Source organism: Paenibacillus sp. TSM33 (assembly GCF_056099025.1).
The window spans coordinates 19,481-39,003 of record NZ_JBLZXB010000003.1; the positions used below are offsets into that span (position 1 = coordinate 19,481).

Consider the following 19,523-nt stretch of genomic DNA (forward strand, 5'->3'; position numbering starts at 1 on the left):
GGTCTGAGGTTAAAAGTTCAGCTAATCGTACATTTTTCAACAAGTAAGTGTCCTTGACCGTAACGGGGGCTTCAATTATAGTTGGAACGTAGGATTACTATGATGAGGCAGCAATTTTAAGCTATATTTCATACCAGATTTTAAGTAAACATAAAAGGTGGCTTGGAACATGTCTGAAAGTATCTATGTAGGTGTCGATTTGGGCGGTACCGCGATTAAAGTCGGCATTTGTAATGAAAACGGACAGCTTTTGCACACATATGAGGGACCAACCGAAACCGATAAAGGTGTAGACGTTGTCATTAGTAATATCGAAAAATATGTGCGGCACATTGTTGAGGAATCTCCTTATGAGTGGGATCAACTAAAGGGTGTCGGTGCAGGCGTTGCAGGTTTTACGAATGTTCGTGATGGTATTATTGTCCTCGCTCCTAATATTGGCTTTCGTGACGTGCCGATCCGTGCGCTCCTAGAGAATCGGATTGGCAAGCCTGTGAAAATAGACAATGATGCGAATGTTGCTGCGCTAGGTGAGGCTTGGGCTGGTGCGGGCAAAGGTATAGAGAACTGCGTATGCTATACCCTGGGAACAGGAGTAGGTGGCGGTATTATTATAAATGGTAGAATATACCAAGGCTCTTCGGGCATGGCCGGGGAAATTGGCCATATCAGCGTCGTACCTGATCTGGAGGCTATTCAGTGTGGATGCGGCAAAATGGGTTGCTTGGAAACTGTATCTTCCGCGACAGGCATCATTCGTATGGCTAAGGACGCTGTGGAACGTGGCGACCGGACCTCGCTGGCGCTGGAAGATCACATTGCTGCCAAGGAAGTATTTGATGCTGCTAAAGCCGGGGATGAAGTCGCGCTGCGTATCGTGAACCGGGCTGCCTTTTATTTGGGGAAATCGATGGCAGCGGTTGCCGCTGTGCTTAATCCAGAGTTGTTTATTATAGGCGGCGGTGTTTCTAAAGCAGGCGACTTTTTGTTTGAAGAGATGCGTCGCGTATACGCCAAGCTGGCGCCTGAACCGCTTCAAAAAGGTGTATATATCGTACCAGCGGTGTTAGGCAATGACGCGGGTATTGTAGGGGCTGCAGGGTTGCTGCTACGCTCCTAATCCACAATTGATAGTACAGATACTGGAATAGAGCGAAGAAGCAAAAGGAGAGGGAAGTCCATATGACAGACAATTTAAAAAATGCTGCACCGTGGGCAACGCTCATTATTATTACGGGGATGTCAGGCGCAGGGAAGACCATTGCGGTGCAGAGCCTTGAAGATTTGGGCTTCTTCTGCGTTGATAATTTACCCCCTGTGCTGATTCCCAAATTTGCCGAGTTGATTGAGCAGTCTAACGGTAAAATAGGCAAAGTGGCTCTTGTCATTGATTTACGCGGACGAGAATTTTTCACCGCCTTGTCGGAATCGCTTAATTATATTAAAGATCATTTTACGATTCATTGTGAAATTTTATTCTTGAATGCGAATGACGGTGTTCTTGTGCAACGGTACAAAGAAAGCCGTCGACGGCATCCGCTTGCTCCAGATGGTATGCCTTTAGATGGGATTCGTTTGGAGCGTAAGATGTTGGAGGAACTCAAAAGTTCCGCTACACAGGTTATTGATACAAGTACGATGAAGCCCGCAACCTTAAAGGCGAGGATTATCTCGAGATTTTCTCATCTGGAGAGCAGTATGCTGTCCGTGAACATTACATCTTTTGGCTTCAAGTATGGTATTCCCATTGATGCCGATCTTGTATTCGATGTGCGCTTCCTGCCTAATCCCCACTATGTGGACCAGCTACGTCCACACACGGGACAGGATAGCGATGTATATGATTATGTTATGAAGTGGCCGGAGACTCAGGCGTTTCTGACCAAGTTACTGGATATGTTGCACTTTTTGATTCCGCAGTATCGCAAAGAGGGTAAAAGCCAGGTCATTATCGGTATTGGCTGTACTGGAGGTAAGCATCGTTCAGTTGCAATATCGGAGTATTTAGGAAAAATGCTGGGTGCCAGCGAGACAGAATCCGTTTCTGTATCGCATCGAGATGCTGATCGGGACCGGCATTAATGAGGTGAAATCATGAAAGAGACCGGATCACAACGGGAGCGCCCACGTATTGTTGTTATGGGCGGCGGAACCGGCTTGTCCGTCATGCTGCGGGGCTTGAAGCAAAAGCCGCTGGATATTACGGCTATTGTTACAGTCGCTGACGATGGCGGAAGCTCCGGGATATTGCGCAGTGAGCTGCAGATGCCCCCTCCAGGGGATATCCGCAATGTGCTGACTGCCTTGGCTGACGTGGAACCAGTAATGTCAGATATGCTAAAATACCGTTTCGGTGCCGGATCAGGATTGTCAGGCCATAGTCTGGGGAATTTGATCTTAGCAGCGATGACTGATATATCGGGGGATTTTGTAACGGCGGTGCGTGAGCTTAGTCGTGTATTTGCTGTCCGGGGGCGTGTACTGCCGGCGGCTGAAGAAGGCGTTGTGCTGAGCGCCGAGATGGAGGATGGCACGGTGATCACCGGGGAGTCCAAAATTCCGGAAGCGGGTGGGCGAATCAAACGTGTTTTTCTTGAACCGACTCACGTGGAGCCGTTGCCTGAGGCTGTGGAAGCCATTAATGAAGCCGATGCGATTCTGATTGGTCCCGGCAGTCTATATACCAGCATTTTACCGAATCTGCTTGTACCGAAACTTGCTGAGGCTGTGGTGAACTCAGATGCTATCAAAATATTTGTCTGCAACGTAATGACCCAGCCGGGAGAAACCGACGGCTACACGGTGGGTGATCACCTGCAAGCGATCTATGAGCATGTGGGGCATCATCTCTTTGACTATGTCATTGTAAATAACGGAGAAATTCCACCCCAAGTACAGGAGATGTATGCCGAGCAGGGAGCTAAACCTGTTCAAGTAGACATGGGCGAGCTGGCTGATCGAGGATATAAAGTAGTGGCAGATACGTTAGTTCTGTTCCGTACGTATTTACGGCATGATGCCGACAAACTGAGCCAGCATATTTACCAATTGGTACAAAACTGGATGTTAAGAAGGAGGTGAGTCCCTTGTCCTTTGCGGCACAAACGAAAAAAGAGCTTACGATGATTGAAAGCCAGCCCTGCTGTGAAAAAGCGGAACTGTCTGCGCTCATACGTATGCTCGGATCCGTACAACTGTCGAATAAAAGGGTGATATTGGACGTGTCCACAGAAAATGCCGCGATTGCAAGGCGGATTTACTCCTTGATCAAAAAGCATTTTCAACTTCACATCGAACTGCTTGTACGGAAAAAAATGCGCTTGAAAAAAAATAATGTGTACATTGTCCGTATCCCCAATGGTGTACAAGAGCTTCTAAAGGAGCTTTATATTGTCTCAGAAGGTTTCTTGTTCACTGACGGGATTAATCGTGATATCATTCGGAAAAACTGTTGTAAGCGGGCTTATCTGAGGGGTGCCTTTATGGCAGGTGGCTCTGTCAATAATCCAGAGGGATCGTCTTATCACCTTGAAATTTCTTCGATGTATGAGGAGCATTGTCAGGCGCTGGTTGATCTCGCTAATGAGTTTCATCTCAATGCCCGCTGTATTGAGCGAAAAAAAGGTTTCATCCTTTACATCAAGGAAGGCGAGAAGATCATTGAACTGCTCAGTATCATTGGAGCGCACCAAGCCCTGTTCAAATTTGAAGATGTACGCATTATGCGCGATATGCGCAATTCCGTAAACCGTATTGTCAATTGCGAAACGGCTAATTTGAACAAGACGATCGGGGCCGCTGTCCGGCAAATTGAGAATATCAAGCTGCTGGAGAGGGAAGTTGGTTTGGAGACCTTGCCAGATAAGCTGCGTGAAGTGGCAGAAATTCGGCTCGCTCATCCCGATTTGAATTTGAAAGAAGTCGGGGAAATGCTCAAGGGGGTCGTAAGTAAATCGGGTGTAAATCATCGACTTCGCAAAATTGATGAGATGGCTGACAAAATCAGGGGAGAAAACGGCCTGATTCCGTAAAAAAGTGTCTGTGGGGCTTTTAGCCCCGGTTTTTTTAGTTTTTTTTCTAGTGTCTGTCCCGGGTTAATGTTATAATGTGATAAATAAAATGGAGTAAATAGCGTCCAGATTTATTTGATGAGGGGGTAAGCTGACATGTCAAAACATCCAGTTGTCGTACGCTTGAAAACAGGACTGCACGCCAGACCTGCTGCATTGTTCGTACAGGAAGCGAATAAATATTCATCTGAAATTTTTGTGGAAAAAGAAGACAAAAAGGTTAATGCCAAGAGCATCATGGGTATTATGAGCCTCGCCATCAGTACAGGTACTGAAATCAATATTAGTGCCGAAGGTGCGGACGCCGAACAGGCTGTAAACGCTTTAGTAAGTCTGGTTAGTAAGGTTGAGTTGGAAAATCAATAAACGAACATCTACTTTTTGGTATAATGATGTATGCTCTTAGTGAAAGCCCCCTTGGGGGCTTTTTTTTGTATCCAGAAAAAAGTATTCAACCCAGCCCCACTATTAAGTTATTTATGCATATTTATTTGTATATAGCGACCGTGTTAAGTCCAAGCTACAAATAATTAAAACCCCTGTGGTATGCCCGGTTTCGGAAATTTATACCGCTTGACTGCAACCTTTCCCCGTTTTTTCCGTCTGGAAGGTACAAACATTTTCAAGAAAGAGGCTGACTACAATGAGAGTTTGGACAAAAACTGTAAGCACAGCAATTCTTGCAGGAGCATTATTAGCTGGAGGAGTAGCAGGAGGGCTGTGGACGGGAGCTGATCGCGCTTATGCAGCAACGGCGACGACGGCGAATGGTGTAATTAACGTGAGCGGAAGTGGTGAAATAATGGCTAAGCCAGATATCGCTTATCTCTCTATTGGTGTGCAATCGGAAGGGAACACCGCTGCTGCTGCTCAAAAAGCCAATGCTGCGAAAATAAACAAGGTTACACAGCTATTAAAAGAAAAATGGAGCATTAGTGCAGACGATATTCAGACAAGCCAGTTCTCTGTACAACCTAACTATACCTATAACGAGAAAGAAGGACAGAAGCTCAAAGGCTACATGGCCAACCATACACTTTCAGTGAAATATCGCAATTTGGACAAAATTGGTCAACTGTTGGATGAGGCTACAAATTCCGGGGCAAACAACGTAGATAATATACAGTTTTCCGTAGAGAATCCTTCCGCTTATGAGGAAGCAGCCATTGCAAAGGCGTTGGATAATGCTCAATCCAAAGCCAGTGCCGTAGCAAAATCAGCTAAACGCGGTTTAGGAGCTCTGGTGAATGTTACAGTAGATGGCGGGGAAGCTCAGGTTTTCACACAACGTGAGAATGCCATGTCCAAAGCGCTCATGGATATGAGTGGCGGAACAGAGATACAGTCGGGTCAAGTAACGGTGAAAGTCCAAGTGTCTGCCCAATATGAGATGAACTAGTATAGACCATTAAGCGGAGCCGCAAGCGCCTGCAACATTGCAGGATGACTTGTTGGCTTCTTTTGTCTATTGAAACCGTTTTGTAATGAGTCTGTCATAGCTAAGGGCTGTTAGGTGTACAGATTGAAATCAAGGAGTGTACAGATTGTAAACTACATACAATAGGGTATAGATATAATAAGAAAAGTGATCAAAACACATAGATTATACAGATTTGCAATAGGAGGAATACTTACGATGAACAAACATACAAAAAAATGGAGCGCAGCATTGCTGGCAGCGGGAATTTTAGCAGGGGTTGCGGTTATTCCCGTTTCCTATATTGGGGCAGCATCGACCAAACAGCAGCAAGCGACAACACAGCAACCAGGGATCGCCATCCAATGGAATGGTAAAACGTTGGCCGCTAAAGGTGTTCAAGTGAACGGGAACACAATGATTCCAGTGGCAGCACTGCGTGACAGCTTGGGAATTCCAGTGAGCTATGACACCAAAGAAGGGACATATACAGTGGGGAGTGGGTACAACAAACTCTATATCGTGGTCTCCTCCTCGGATGCCTATGTCAATGTGAACGGAATCAACACGCGCAGCATGGATGCCAAAATGATCGCCGGGAAGCTATACATTCCTATGAGTCTGCTGAAAGACTATCTGGGTATCGATGCTCAGTGGAATGTAGCTCAGAAAACAGTAACATTGAGTAAAAGCCAGCTAAATCCGATCACAATTGCATCTCAGACGCTTCCAGCTTCGAGTAATGCAAAGGTATCTTATAAGATTAAGTATCCGCAAATCAGCGGCAATCAGCTAAATTCTGAGGCTCAACAGGCCATTAATAATGTGCTTAAAAAGCATGCAGAGACAGTATTGGCAGCAGGCAAAAAGATGGTGGCAGAGGGAGAGGTTACAGCAGATAGACCGTATGATTTCGAAAATGATTTTGCAATTGCCTATAATAAGGACGGTATTCTAAGTGTGATTATGCAGGACTACTCGTATACAGGTGGCGCACACGGTATGACGGTACGTAAAGGATATACGTTCTCGCTTGCTGATGGAAAGCTGCTGCAATTGTCTGACGTTTTGAAAGCAAACCCGAACTACAAAAAGTTCCTGAATGCTGATTTGAAGAAAAAAATTGATGCGCTCCAGGCTGGCGAAGGTTTTGGGAAATTTAAAGAGTTGGCCGCAGATCAGAATTTTTATGTGACCAACAGTGGTGTAACCATCGTGTTTGATTTGTATGATTATGCTCCATACGCATATGGAATTCCGGAGTTTACTTACTCATTCGCTCAACTGCTGCCTCAGGGCGGTAAGCCTTTTGTGGGACAAAATCAGTAATCTGGATTAGCTATATATTAAAAAATAATAGTAAATAAAAAAGACTGCCTACCGGATACGAAAATCCGAGGCAGTCTTTGTATTTACCAGCTATTCAGAGATACATAACTTTCTTACACACCTTCTGGAGAAGAGCTAGTTAACACTTTATCAATAATACCGTATTCTTTGGCATCATCAGCGGACATGAAATAGTCACGGTCTGTGTCTTTTTCGATGCGTTCCAGTGGTTGACCTGTGCGATCTGCGAGAATGCGGTTCAATTTGTCACGCATTTTCAGAATGCGACGGGCGCGAATTTCGATATCCGTTGCCTGTCCTTGTGCACCACCCAGTGGCTGGTGAATCATAATTTCACTGTTTGGCAAAGCAAAACGTTTACCTTTGGCACCTGCATTCAGCAAGAAAGCACCCATGGAAGCAGCCATACCTACACAAATGGTAGATACGTCAGGTTTAATGTATTGCATCGTATCGAAAATGGCCATACCAGCTGTGATGGAGCCGCCAGGACTGTTAATATACAAGTGAATGTCTTTTTCAGGATCTTCAGCAGCCAAAAACAGCATTTGTGCAATAATTGAGTTGGCTACAACGTCATTGACGTCCGAGCCCAACAAAATAATGCGATCCTTCAACAGTCTGGAATAAATGTCATAGGCGCGTTCGCCGCGGTTACTTTGTTCTACTACCATAGGAACATAGCTCACGTCAAAAAACCTCCCTTAAATATCATTAGTGGATTTGGTGGATATGCCGATTACACATCCCTATTTATAAACTGTTACCGTATTAACCACATGATAAACAATTTCAAACAAAAAGTCAAAGAAAGTCAAACTATTGATTAAAAAAAAGAGCGCTTAGCGCTCTTATTGGTTAAAAACATTATATGGAACATTTAGCCAATCATATAAAACGACGCGCCCGCGAGGAATCGAACCTCGATCTCAGGCTCCGGAGGCCTACGTCATATCCGTTGGACCACGGGCGCACAGATGAATCATTACAAGCAACTAACTAATTAATTGGAAACAAAGATGATTATATGATATACGGCATTGAATTGCAAGCTTTTATTACGTGCGCATATTCACATAAAAAGTTGAGAAATATAGGTTCAGATAGACTTGCATGTGAAGCAAATATTGGGTAAGATATACGTGGGACTTAAAAAGTTATCCCGGGACATTTTAAGACCAGTTAGAGATATAGCATAGAGACAGAACTTAGAAGTGTGCGGGAGTGGAAAGCATGCGAAAGATATTAGAAATACAGAAGCAGCTTCTGCCCGACCTCATGGATGTTTTGAAAAAAAGGTACACGATCCTGCATCAGATCATGCTGTCCGAAGTTATTGGACGCAGAACACTGGCAGCTTCACTGGATATGACCGAGCGCGTACTGCGCGCTGAGACCGATCTCCTTAAAGCGCAAGGGCTAATTGAGATTGAGAGTGTGGGCATGAAGGTGAGCAAAGCAGGACTGGATCTGCTGGAACAGCTGGAGCCGATTGCGAACAACTTGTTCGGCCTGTCCCAATTGGAAGATCAGATTCGTCAAGCCTACGGTTTGAGGAAGGTGGTTGTCGTTCCAGGGGATTCGGATGCTTCACCGTTAGCGAAGCAGGAACTGGGCCGTGCTGGCGCAAAGGCGCTGCTGAGTGTTATGGATGACGAGGACGTGGTCGCTGTAACAGGTGGCACGACGATTGCAGATGTGGCGGAACAACTGACATTACCTGCTAACGGCCCGCATAAGGGCGGGTGGTTTGTACCGGCACGCGGGGGTTTGGGAGAGAGCATGGAAATGCAGGCAAATACAATTGCCTCCACGATGGCTCGCAAGGTCGGCGCTCAATACCGTCTGCTCCATGTACCGGATTTGCTCAGCAATCATGCTTACAACTCCTTGCTTGAGGATACGAATATTCAGGATATATTGAGCCTGATTCGAGAAAGTCGTATTATCATTCACGGGATAGGCAACGCCATAGCAATGGCCCACAGACGCAAGCTTGACCCTGAAACCTTTGCCCAGATCAGCAATGAGGGTGCGGTTGCCGAATCGTTTGGGTATTATTTTAACGAAGACGGCGTCGTTGTTCACAGAATGCTGACGCTTGGACTCCGCTTGGAGGACATCAGGCGTACGGAGACGGTGTTAGGTGTGGCTGGAGGCAAGAGCAAGGCTGCCGCTATTCATGCAGTATTGCGTTTCGGGCAGGAAGACATTCTTGTCACCGATGAAGGCGCTGCTGCCGAGATTGTAAGCCGTTATTTAAGAGATTGATAAGGTTTTTTAATTGTGTTGTCTTGACGGGCTTTCGGGTCTGTCTTGAATATATAAAACTAAACGAACTTTGGGAGGAACTCACTCATGACAGTTAAAGTTGGTATTAACGGTTTCGGACGTATTGGACGCCTTGCTTTCCGCCGTATTCAAGACGTAGAAGGTATTGAAGTAGTAGCAATTAACGACTTGACAGATTCCAAAATGCTGGCACATCTGTTGAAATATGATACAACACAAGGTACTTTCCAAGGACAAGTAGAAGTACACGACGGTTTCTTCAAAGTAAACGGTAAAGAAGTTAAAGTTTTGGCTAACCGCAACCCTGAAGAATTGCCTTGGGGAGACCTGGGTGTAGACATCGTTCTGGAATGCACAGGTTTCTTCACAACTAAAGAAGCTGCTGAGAAACATTTGAAAGGCGGCGCTAAAAAAGTTGTTATCTCCGCTCCAGCTACTGGCGACATGAAAACTGTCGTTTACAACGTAAACCATGAAATTCTGGACGGAACTGAAACTGTAATTTCCGGTGCTTCTTGCACAACTAACTGCTTGGCTCCTATGGCTAAAACACTGCAAGACAAATTTGGTATCGTTGAAGGCTTGATGACTACAATTCACGCTTACACTGGCGACCAAAACACTTTGGATGCTCCACATGCTAAAGGTGACTTCCGTCGTGCTCGCGCAGCAGCTGAAAACATCATCCCTAACACTACTGGTGCTGCTAAAGCAATCGGTCTGGTTATCCCTGAGCTGAAAGGTAAATTGGATGGCGCAGCTCAACGTGTTCCAGTACCAACAGGTTCCCTGACTGAGCTGGTAACAGTTCTGGAGAAAAACGTAACTGCTGAAGAAATCAACGCAGCGATGAAAGAAGCTTCCGATCCTGAAACTTACGGATACACTGAAGATCAAATCGTTTCTTCTGACATCAAAGGTCTGACTTTTGGTTCCCTGTTTGATGCAACTCAAACTAAAGTTCTGACTGTTGGCGACAAACAACTGGTTAAAACTGTAGCTTGGTACGACAACGAAATGTCCTACACTGCACAATTGATCCGTACGTTGGAATACTTCGCTAAATTGGCTAAATAAGAATTCCTTATCGAGCAACATCATAGAGCGGAAACAGGTGTTATTGTTTCCGCTCTTTATATATCAAAATGTGCCTTAAATTCCTGTTTCGTAAAATTATAAGGGTGCGGAGGAATATGGAGATGAACAAAAAGAGCGTACGTGATATAGAACTGAATGGAAGACGGGTGTTTGTTCGTGTAGATTTTAACGTTCCGGTTGAGGATGGTAAAATTACCGATGACAAGCGTATTCGCGAAACCTTGCCAACCATTAACTACCTGATTGAAAAAGGTGCAAAAGTTATTTTGGCGAGTCACTTCGGACGTCCAAAGGGTCAAGTCGTTGAATCCATGCGTCTGACTGCTGCTGGTGTGCGTTTGTCAGAACTGCTTAATAAGCCTGTTGTTAAGGTGGACGAAGCAGTTGGCGAGGCTGTTAAAGCGAAAGTGGCTGAACTGAAAAACGGCGATGTGCTATTGCTTGAAAATGTACGCTTCTACCCAGGAGAAGAGAAAAATGATCCTGAACTGGCGAAGCAATTTGCTGAACTGGCTGACATTTTCGTGAATGATGCTTTTGGTGCAGCACACCGTGCTCATGCTTCTACAGAAGGTATCGCGCATTTCCTTCCGGCTGTTTCCGGCTTGCTGATGGAAAAAGAGTTGTCTGTCATTGGTAAAGCTCTGTCGAATCCAGATCGTCCTTTTACAGCCATTATTGGTGGTTCCAAAGTAAAAGACAAAATCGACGTAATCGACAACCTGTTGAACATTGCAGATAACGTAATTATTGGCGGCGGTTTGACTTATACATTCTTCAAAGCTCAAGGTCATGAAGTGGGTCAATCTTTGCTGGATGAATCCAAACTGGACGTAGCTCTTGGATTTATTGAAAAAGCGAAAAAGCTTGGAAAAAACTTCTACCTTCCTGTGGATATCGTTATTTCTGACGATTTCAGCGCTACAGCGAACACGAACATTGTGGACATCGACGGCATTCCTGCAGATTGGGAAGGCGTGGATATAGGACCGAAAACTCGTAAAATCTATGCAGATGTTATCAAAAACTCCAAATTGGTTGTTTGGAATGGACCAATGGGTGTATTTGAAATCGAGCCTTTCGCTGGCGGTACTCGTGAAGTAGCGGAAGCTTGTGCTACAACAGAAGCATACACCATCATTGGTGGCGGTGATTCTGCGGCTGCGGCTGAAAAATTCCACTTGGCTGACAAAATGGATCACATCTCCACTGGCGGCGGCGCATCCCTGGAATTCATGGAAGGCAAAGCACTTCCGGGTGTTGTTGCACTTAACGATAAATAATCAAACGCATTACGCGTAATAAAGGCTTTAGGGCACCTAATAGTTAGGAGTTGAAACCATTGAGAACACCGATTATCGCGGGTAACTGGAAGATGTTCAAAACCGTACCAGAAGCTAAAACCTTCATCGAAGAGATCAAAGGTAAAGCAGAGGTTGCAGGAGTGGAGAGCGTTATCTGTGCTCCATTTACAAATCTTCCTGCTCTGGTTGAAGCAGTAAAAGGTACATCTATTAAAATCGGCGCACAAAACCTGCACTTTGCAGAAGATGGCGCATTTACAGGTGAAATCAGCGGCGGAATGCTGAAAGATCTAGGCGTAGACTACGTTGTGATCGGACACTCCGAGCGTCGTGAGTATTTCAACGAAACAGACGAAACGGTGAACAAAAAGGTCCATGCTGCATTCCGCCATGGCCTAACACCAATCGTATGCGTAGGCGAAAAGCTGGAAGACCGCGAAGCAGGTCAAACCAAAGAAGTTGTAAAAGTGCAAACTGTAGCAGCTTTTGCTGGTCTGGCTAAAGATCAAGCAGCACAAGTCGTAGTTGCTTATGAGCCAATCTGGGCCATCGGAACAGGCAAATCCTCCACTTCGCAGGATGCGAATGAAGTGATTTCCTACATCCGTAGTCTGATTAAAGAGCTGTATGATGAAAATACAGCAAATGCTGTACGTATTCAGTACGGTGGTAGTGTAAAACCTGAAAATGTTACTGAGTACCTGGGTCAAAGTGATATCGACGGCGCGCTCGTGGGCGGTGCCAGTCTTCAACCGGCGTCGTACATCGCGCTTGTTGAGGGGGCGAAGTAAGATGACAGCACCAAAACCGGTAGCTTTAATTATTATGGACGGATTCGGACTGCGTGACACTGTGGAAGGCAATGCGGTTGCACAGGCTAACAAACCGAATTACGACCGGTATTTAAAACAGTATCCACATACCACGTTGACGGCTTCTGGTGAAGCAGTGGGTCTGCCGGAAGGACAAATGGGTAACTCCGAAGTAGGTCACTTGAACATCGGCGCAGGCCGAATTGTATATCAAGATTTGACTCGTATTTCGAAGTCCATCCGTGAAGGCGAGTTCTTCGACAATGAAACATTGGTTAAAGCCGTGCAGCATGCGAAGAAGAACAACACTAAACTTCACCTGTACGGACTTCTGTCCGATGGTGGTGTGCATAGCCATATCAGCCATCTGTTCGCTATGCTGGATCTGGCTAAAAAAGAAGGATTAACTGAAGTGTACATTCATGCTTTCATGGATGGACGTGACGTTATGCCTGATAGCGGCGTAGGCTTTATGCAACAGCTGGTCGCTAAAATTCAGGAAGTGGGCATTGGCCAAATTGCAACCGTACAAGGGCGTTATTATGCAATGGACCGCGACAAACGTTGGGAACGTGTTGAGAAGTCTTACCGTGCAATCGTATACGGTGAAGGTCCTCAATATACTGATCCACTCGAAGCATTGAAGGAATCGTATGAAAAATCAGTGTTCGATGAATTCGTGGAGCCAACTGTTATTGTGAAGGCTGATGGAAGTCCTGTAGGGCTGGTCGAAAGCAATGATTCTGTCGTATTCCTGAATTTCCGTCCTGACCGTGCGATTCAATTGTCTCAAGTATTTACCAATGAAGATTTCCGTGGTTTTGACCGTGGGCCAAAATGGCCTAAAAATTTGCACTTTGTTTGCCTGACCTTGTTCAGTGAAACGGTTGGAGGCTTTGTAGCCTATGAACCGAAAAACCTGGACAATACGTTTGGCGAAGTGCTGGTACAAAACAACAAAAAGCAATTGCGTATTGCTGAGACGGAAAAGTATCCGCACGTTACTTTCTTTTTCAGTGGCGGACGCGATGTGGAGCTTCCTGGCGAAACTCGTATTTTGATCAACTCGCCTAAAGTGGCTACATATGATCTGAAGCCTGAAATGAGTGCGTATGAAGTAGCGGATGCTGCTGTTAAGGAAATCGAAGCTGACAAGCATGATGCGATTATCCTGAACTTTGCCAATCCGGATATGGTTGGACACTCCGGTATGCTGGAACCAACAATTAAGGCAGTAGAGACGACGGATGAATGTGTTGGACGTGTTGTAGATGCAGTTAAAGCCAAAGGCGGTGTGGTAGTTATCATCGCTGACCATGGTAACGCGGATATGGAAATTGATGAGCAGGGACGTCCGTTCACAGCTCACACAACGAATCCGGTTCCGTTCATTTTGACTGATGAAAATATCGTTCTACGTGAGCATGGGATTCTTGCTGACGTAGCTCCAACGCTTCTGGATTTGATGCAACTTCCGCAACCTGCGGAAATGACAGGAAAATCTATGATTGCATCCCGCAAGTAAGCTTGATTTAATAAGTATAGGCTTGACCAATAAATTATGAATTACAAAGGAGATTAAGTACAAATGACTATTATTTCTGACGTGTACGCTCGCGAAGTCCTCGACTCCCGTGGTAACCCTACGGTTGAAGTTGAAGTATATCTGGAATCCGGTGCAATTGGTCGCGCTATCGTTCCTTCTGGTGCCTCCACAGGCGCTCACGAAGCTGTAGAGCTTCGCGATAACGACAAATCTCGTTACCTGGGTAAAGGCGTTCTGCAAGCTGTTAAAAACGTGAACGAAATTATTGCTCCTGAAGTAATCGGCTTGGATGCTGTGAACCAAGTAGAAATCGATACACTGATGATCAAATTGGATGGTACTCCAAACAAAGGTAAACTGGGTGCAAATGCAATTCTGGCTGTATCCATGGCTGTAGCTCGCGCTGCTGCTGAAGCTCTGGGCTTGCCACTGTACACTTACCTGGGTGGATTCAACGCTAAACAATTGCCAGTACCAATGATGAACATCGTTAACGGTGGCGCTCATGCCGACAACAACGTTGACGTACAAGAATTCATGGTTCTGCCTGTAGGCGCTCCTACATTTAAAGAAGCTCTGCGTGTTGGCGCAGAAATCTTCCACAACCTGAAATCCGTACTGAATTCCAAAGGCTTGAACACAGCTGTTGGTGATGAAGGTGGTTTTGCTCCTAACTTCAAATCCAACGAAGAAGCTTTGTCCACTATTATCGAAGCGATCGAAAAAGCTGGTTACAAACCAGGCGTTGACGTATTCCTCGGTATGGACGTTGCCTCCACTGAGTTCTTCAAAGATGGAAAATACACTTTGGAAGGCGAAGGCAAATCCTTCACTTCTGCTGAGTTCGTTGACCTGCTTGCTTCTTGGGTTGATAAATACCCAATCATCACTATTGAAGATGGTTGCTCCGAAGATGACTGGGAAGGTTGGAAATTGCTCACTGAAAAACTGGGCAACAAAATCCAATTGGTTGGTGACGACCTGTTCGTAACTAACACTGAGCGTCTGGCTAAAGGTATCGATGAAAACATCGGTAACTCTATCCTGATCAAAGTAAACCAAATTGGTACGCTGACTGAAACATTCGATGCTATCGAATTGGCTAAACGCGCAGGCTACACAGCTGTAATCTCTCACCGTTCCGGTGAATCCGAAGACAGCACAATCGCTGATATCGCTGTTGCAACAAATGCAGGCCAAATCAAAACGGGTGCTCCTTCCCGTACTGACCGTATTGCGAAGTACAACCAATTGCTCCGCATTGAGGATCAACTGGGTGAACTGGCTCAATACCATGGCCTGAAATCTTTCTACAACCTGAAAAAATAATATTGCGAAAAATGCTAACAGCGTCTTAGACCTATGATTTATGATCACGAAGTCTGACGTCCGAAGCTTTTACGCATAAAATAAACAGACCTGCTCGCCATGTGCAAGCAGGTCTGTTTTTTATTATGAAAATGTATAATATATCTACAGAAGCTTAATGACTAAGTGTCTTGCCGTAGTTGTTGTTATCTACTGAAAGCTGTGGTAGAATGAAAATAGTGTTTTGCGTTAATTTCCGGCTATTTAAAGCATGATATGTGCATGTTTTCATAAAAGAGGCTGTGTTGTTTTGCAAAACAGATGTATAAGCTCAGGAGGTGGGATTTTTCATGGAAATCTTTTTGAAAGTGCTGCTCGTTGTGTTCTCGATTGCTGTTATTGCGGTTGTTTTATTGCAAAAGGGGAAAAGCGCAGGTTTGTCCGGTGCCATCTCTGGCGGTGCTGAGCATCTGTTCGGCAAGACCAAAGCTCGCGGTATGGATTTGATTTTACAACGCGTAACTGCTGTTTTGGGTGCGTGTTTTATGATCGTTTCCGTTTTGGTTGCATTTTTCGCAAAATAAAATAAATATACACCTTAAGCCTTCGTTTCACGGGAAACGGGGGCTTTTTTTGGATTTTGGACAGGCAGGGATGCCGTCGATTAAATTCGTGTATACTAGGGTATGAGTATATTAAGAGCCTTGTGTATCAGGAACAAGGAACATGCGGATTTATTACTGAAAACTAAAGGTCACCCGAGGTGGACAAAATTATGATAACAGAGCAACAACTACTTGATTTCATGCGCGAGACCGCATATAAACCTATGACATACCAGGAGCTGGAGCAACATTTTGACATTAAGGATGCAGAAGAGTTTCGTGAATTCCTTAAGCTCTTGAACGCATTGGAGGAAGACGGAAAAATTCTGTTGACCCGCACAAACCGTTATGGTGTTCCAGAACGGATGGATTTGCAGCGCGGGCGTTTGCAGGCTCATGCCAAGGGCTTTGCTTTTTTGATTCCAGAGGACCGGGAACACCCGGATGTATACATTCATGCTAACGACTTAAAGAGCGCAATGAATGGAGATACGGTACTGGTAAGAGTGACGTCAAAGGGACCTGCGGGTGGCCGTTTAGAAGGCGAAGTTGTGCGAATCGTGAAGCGCGCAGTGCTTCAGGTAGTCGGTGTGTTTCAGAGTCACGAAGCATACGGTTTTGTTTTGCCGGATGATAAACGTATTAACCGGGACATTTTCATTCCTAAGGATAGCTTTAACGGAGCTGTGAACGGGCAAAAGGTCGTCGTGCGTATTGTGAGCTATCCGGAAGGACGTGCAGCGGCAGAAGGCGAAGTGCTGGAGGTGCTGGGTCATAAGGATGATCCGGGCGTTGACATCTTGTCCGTTATTCGCAAGCATCAGCTTCCCGAGGCTTTTCCGGATGAAGTGATGGCGGAAGCGGATCAGGCTCCTGATGCGATTACGGAAGAAGAGATCATACGTCAGGGACGGCGCGATTTGCGCGATAAGATCATTGTTACCATTGACGGTGAGGATGCCAAAGACCTCGATGATGCGGTTAATGTAGTGCGCTTGCCGAACGGAAACTACCGTCTGGGCGTTCATATTGCTGACGTAGGGTATTATGTGCGTGAGAACTCCAAGTTGGATCAGGAGGCATATAACCGCGGTTGTAGTGTGTATTTGGTTGACCGCGTCATTCCGATGCTTCCACATCGACTTTCAAACGGAATATGTTCATTGAATCCTCAGGTGGATCGACTGACTTTATCCTGTGAGATGGAATTCAATGAGCATATGAAGGTAGTAAAGCATGATATTTTCACCAGCGTGATTAAAACAAAGGAACGGATGACCTATACTAACGTTCGCAAAATCCTCGAAGAGGAAGATGCAGAACTGATGGAACGGTACAAGGACCTGGTTGATGTATTCCGTACGATGAAGGATTTGGCGTTGAAGCTGCGTGCGAATCGGATGCGCCGGGGTGCGGTTGATTTTGATTTTGATGAGGCCAAAGTGATTGTAGATGATGAAGGCAAAGCTGTCGATATTGTGAAAAGGGATCGTACGATAGCTGAACAAATTATCGAAGAGTTTATGCTGGCGGCCAATGAAACGGTAGCCGAACATTTTCACTGGCTTAAGGTACCGTTCTTGTACCGAATTCATGAGGACCCCGATCCAGAGAAGCTGCAAAATTTTATGGCTTTCGCAGCTAATTTTGGTCATCAGATCAAAGGTCGAGGAAATTCCATTCATCCGCGTGCACTGCAAACATTGTTGGAAGACATTCAGGGTACGAAGGAGCAAACGGTGCTTAGCACGATGATGCTGCGTTCGATGAAGCAGGCAAAGTATGATGCAGAGTCAACAGGACATTTTGGACTGGCCGCGGAGTATTACTCTCATTTTACATCGCCGATTCGTCGTTACCCTGACTTGGTGATTCACCGTGTCATTCGTGAGGTATTGGAGAATGGCGGGGCTTTGACAGATGAGCGTCAGGAATACTTGACCGCACGCATGCCAGATATTGCTCAGCAATCCTCCGAGCGTGAACGTGTGGCTGTGGATGCAGAGCGCGACACAGAGCAAATGAAAAAGGCTGAATATATGCTGGATAAGGTCGGCGAGGAATTCGAAGGAATTATCAGCAGTGTAACCAGCTTTGGGATGTTCATTGAGTTGGACAACACTGTCGAGGGTCTGACGCGTCTGAGTGCACTTACGGACGACTATTATCATTTTGACGAGCAGCATATGGCGTTAATTGGAGAACGTACCTCTAAGGTGTTCCGCATTGGGGATGAGGTTAAAGTTCGCGTCGCACGTGTGAACATGGAAGATTACACAATTGACTTCGAACTTGTCGATATGAAGCAACGGCAACGCCGTGAACGGACGGGTGGCTCGGGCCAGGGCGGAGATTTTGCACATGGCGAGGGCCGCGGTAAAGGCAGGGGCCGAGAAGGACGTGACCGTAAGGGCGGAAAAGACAAGGCTGGAAGAGAGCGTAAAGGCGGTCGTGAGGCGGCTGGAAAGCCTAAAGAGAGCGGTAACGCAGGCATCAGCACCGCAGGTCGTTCAGGGCGCGGCAGTGCTAACGGAGCAGGAGCTGGTTCAGCTAGCAGCTTCGGCTTTGGCAGTGGCAAGGGCGGGTACAATTCGCCAGCATCCGGGGCAAGCAAGCGGCGGAAAAAGACGTCTACCAGCGGGATATTCATTGGTGATGCAGCTACCCCAGGTAGTGATGCAAGATCAGGCGGTGAAGGTGCAGCACGTCGCAAGCGGAAAAAAAAGGGCACTAACGGTGGAAATAGCACCGCTGGGTTTGTACGGAAAAAGAAAAAATAGGTTGATATAACTTACTGTTAGGAGATTGGGGCTTCCGAGAGCAGTGAATGAAGCTTACGGATGCTTAGGTATATGAGCGGTTTCTGTCTGTAGTAATGGATAGAAGCCGCTTGGTTTTAGTGTGCTATACGTGTAATGAGAAATGTAGAAGGCTTGACCTTTCTTGCTTTTACCCTCCGAAATTTGTTACAATATATTTCTAGGTAGCTCTTTGTAGCAAGAATTCTAGATTCAATCTAAGTTATTCATAAGGAGTGGTATTCATGGGTAAGAAGGCAGATGGGAAAGTGCTCGCCCAGAACAAAAAAGCTTCCCATGACTATTTTATTGAGGACACCTACGAGGCGGGCATGGTGTTAACGGGAACGGAAATTAAGTCTCTGCGGAATGGTCGCTCTAACATAAGTGATGCTTTTGCTACGATCCGTAATGGTGAAATTCATATTCACAATATGCATATCAGCCCTTTTGAACAAGGTAATCGTAACAATCCGACCGATCCGACGCGTACGCGTAAGCTGCTGCTGCATAAAGAGCAGATTCGTAAGCTTATTGGTCTGTCCAAACAGGAAGGCTACACCATCGTGCCGCTCAAGATCTATGTTCGCAACGGTTATGCCAAACTGCTACTTGGACTAGGTAGAGGTAAAAAGCAGTATGATAAGCGCGAAACAGCTGCCAAACGTGATGCACAGCGTGATATCCAACGTGCACTACGAGAGAAGCAAAAAATTGCAAGATAAGCAGTCTGCTTACTCTGTATGGTACAAATTACGTGGATAAGTTACTTGTTCCTGTAATGGTGCTATTTTATCGAACTATAATGGCTTCAATCCGTTTCGTTATGACATGTAATATGTTATACTAACGAAGTAGTGATTTTTCAATGCATCTTGATTTAACTTGTTTGGAGTGTTGAATCTTAGGATTCAGCAGCTTTT

The 19,523-nt window shown here is 45.6% G+C and carries 17 protein-coding genes and 1 tRNA gene; 16 read left to right on the plus strand and 2 right to left on the minus strand.

Annotated elements, in window-relative coordinates:
- Positions 1-169 precede the first annotated feature (169 nt).
- The 7 genes from ACN6NF_RS00820 (at position 170) to ACN6NF_RS00850 (ending at position 6,816) form a co-directional block, all read left to right on the plus strand.
- Positions 170-1,120 carry an ROK family glucokinase gene (locus ACN6NF_RS00820; RefSeq protein ID WP_307353696.1) on the plus strand — a complete coding sequence of 317 codons (951 nt, stop codon included), beginning with the start codon at positions 170-172 and terminating at the stop codon, positions 1,118-1,120.
- Between the two features lie 62 nt (positions 1,121-1,182).
- Positions 1,183-2,082: an RNase adapter RapZ gene (gene rapZ / locus ACN6NF_RS00825; protein ID WP_013368808.1), complete on the plus strand. Its 900-nt coding sequence runs from the start codon at positions 1,183-1,185 to the stop codon at positions 2,080-2,082.
- Positions 2,083-2,094: 12 nt separating this feature from the next.
- Positions 2,095-3,081 carry a gluconeogenesis factor YvcK family protein gene (locus ACN6NF_RS00830; RefSeq protein WP_474314297.1) on the plus strand — a complete coding sequence of 329 codons (987 nt, stop codon included), beginning with the start codon at positions 2,095-2,097 and terminating at the stop codon, positions 3,079-3,081.
- 5 nt (positions 3,082-3,086) lie between these two features.
- Positions 3,087-4,031 carry a DNA-binding protein WhiA gene (gene whiA, locus ACN6NF_RS00835; RefSeq protein WP_013368810.1) on the plus strand — a complete coding sequence of 315 codons (945 nt, stop codon included), beginning with the start codon at positions 3,087-3,089 and terminating at the stop codon, positions 4,029-4,031.
- Between the two features lie 135 nt (positions 4,032-4,166).
- Positions 4,167-4,436 (plus strand): HPr family phosphocarrier protein, encoded by a 270-nt coding sequence (locus tag ACN6NF_RS00840; protein ID WP_013368811.1) that lies wholly within the window; start codon positions 4,167-4,169, stop codon positions 4,434-4,436.
- 277 nt (positions 4,437-4,713) lie between these two features.
- The gene (locus tag ACN6NF_RS00845; protein WP_474314300.1) at positions 4,714-5,469 is read left to right on the plus strand and encodes an SIMPL domain-containing protein; all 756 of its coding nucleotides are present in this window, start codon (positions 4,714-4,716) and stop codon (positions 5,467-5,469) included.
- Between the two features lie 237 nt (positions 5,470-5,706).
- Complete coding sequence (locus ACN6NF_RS00850; RefSeq protein WP_474314302.1) at positions 5,707-6,816, plus strand: PdaC/SigV domain-containing protein; 1,110 nt, start codon at positions 5,707-5,709, stop codon at positions 6,814-6,816.
- 113 nt (positions 6,817-6,929) lie between these two features.
- Here ACN6NF_RS00850 and clpP read toward each other — a convergent pair whose 3' ends face one another.
- Both clpP and ACN6NF_RS00860 read right to left on the minus strand, forming a co-directional pair.
- Complete coding sequence (clpP, locus tag ACN6NF_RS00855) at positions 6,930-7,526, minus strand: ATP-dependent Clp endopeptidase proteolytic subunit ClpP (RefSeq protein WP_013368815.1); 597 nt, start codon at positions 7,524-7,526, stop codon at positions 6,930-6,932.
- Positions 7,527-7,738: 212 nt separating this feature from the next.
- Positions 7,739-7,810 (minus strand) — tRNA-Arg (locus ACN6NF_RS00860).
- Between the two features lie 260 nt (positions 7,811-8,070).
- Here ACN6NF_RS00860 and ACN6NF_RS00865 point away from each other — a divergent pair.
- The 9 genes from ACN6NF_RS00865 to smpB all read left to right on the plus strand — a co-directional run bounded on the left by ACN6NF_RS00865 (position 8,071) and on the right by smpB (position 19,325).
- Positions 8,071-9,108 (plus strand): sugar-binding transcriptional regulator, encoded by a 1,038-nt coding sequence (locus tag ACN6NF_RS00865; protein ID WP_474314304.1) that lies wholly within the window; start codon positions 8,071-8,073, stop codon positions 9,106-9,108.
- Positions 9,109-9,195: 87 nt separating this feature from the next.
- Complete coding sequence (gap, locus tag ACN6NF_RS00870) at positions 9,196-10,206, plus strand: type I glyceraldehyde-3-phosphate dehydrogenase (RefSeq protein ID WP_017427870.1); 1,011 nt, start codon at positions 9,196-9,198, stop codon at positions 10,204-10,206.
- A 122-nt stretch (positions 10,207-10,328) separates the two neighbouring features.
- A complete protein-coding gene (locus tag ACN6NF_RS00875; RefSeq protein ID WP_474314306.1) occupies positions 10,329-11,510 on the plus strand; it encodes a phosphoglycerate kinase in 1,182 nt (393 codons plus the stop codon).
- Between the two features lie 59 nt (positions 11,511-11,569).
- The gene (tpiA, locus tag ACN6NF_RS00880; protein ID WP_013308264.1) at positions 11,570-12,322 is read left to right on the plus strand and encodes a triose-phosphate isomerase; all 753 of its coding nucleotides are present in this window, start codon (positions 11,570-11,572) and stop codon (positions 12,320-12,322) included.
- 1 nt (position 12,323) lies between these two features.
- Positions 12,324-13,868, plus strand: coding sequence for a 2,3-bisphosphoglycerate-independent phosphoglycerate mutase (gene gpmI, locus ACN6NF_RS00885; protein WP_474314307.1), 1,545 nt, complete (start codon positions 12,324-12,326; stop codon positions 13,866-13,868).
- Between the two features lie 63 nt (positions 13,869-13,931).
- A complete protein-coding gene (eno, locus tag ACN6NF_RS00890; protein WP_013368821.1) occupies positions 13,932-15,218 on the plus strand; it encodes a phosphopyruvate hydratase in 1,287 nt (428 codons plus the stop codon).
- A 329-nt stretch (positions 15,219-15,547) separates the two neighbouring features.
- On the plus strand, positions 15,548-15,781 hold the full coding sequence (secG, locus tag ACN6NF_RS00895; RefSeq protein WP_013368823.1) for a preprotein translocase subunit SecG: 234 nt from the start codon (positions 15,548-15,550) through the stop codon (positions 15,779-15,781).
- Between the two features lie 191 nt (positions 15,782-15,972).
- A complete protein-coding gene (gene rnr / locus ACN6NF_RS00900; RefSeq protein ID WP_474314309.1) occupies positions 15,973-18,582 on the plus strand; it encodes a ribonuclease R in 2,610 nt (869 codons plus the stop codon).
- A gap of 263 nt (positions 18,583-18,845) precedes the next feature.
- A complete protein-coding gene (gene smpB, locus ACN6NF_RS00905; RefSeq protein WP_007428162.1) occupies positions 18,846-19,325 on the plus strand; it encodes an SsrA-binding protein SmpB in 480 nt (159 codons plus the stop codon).
- Positions 19,326-19,523: the final 198 nt, after the last annotated feature.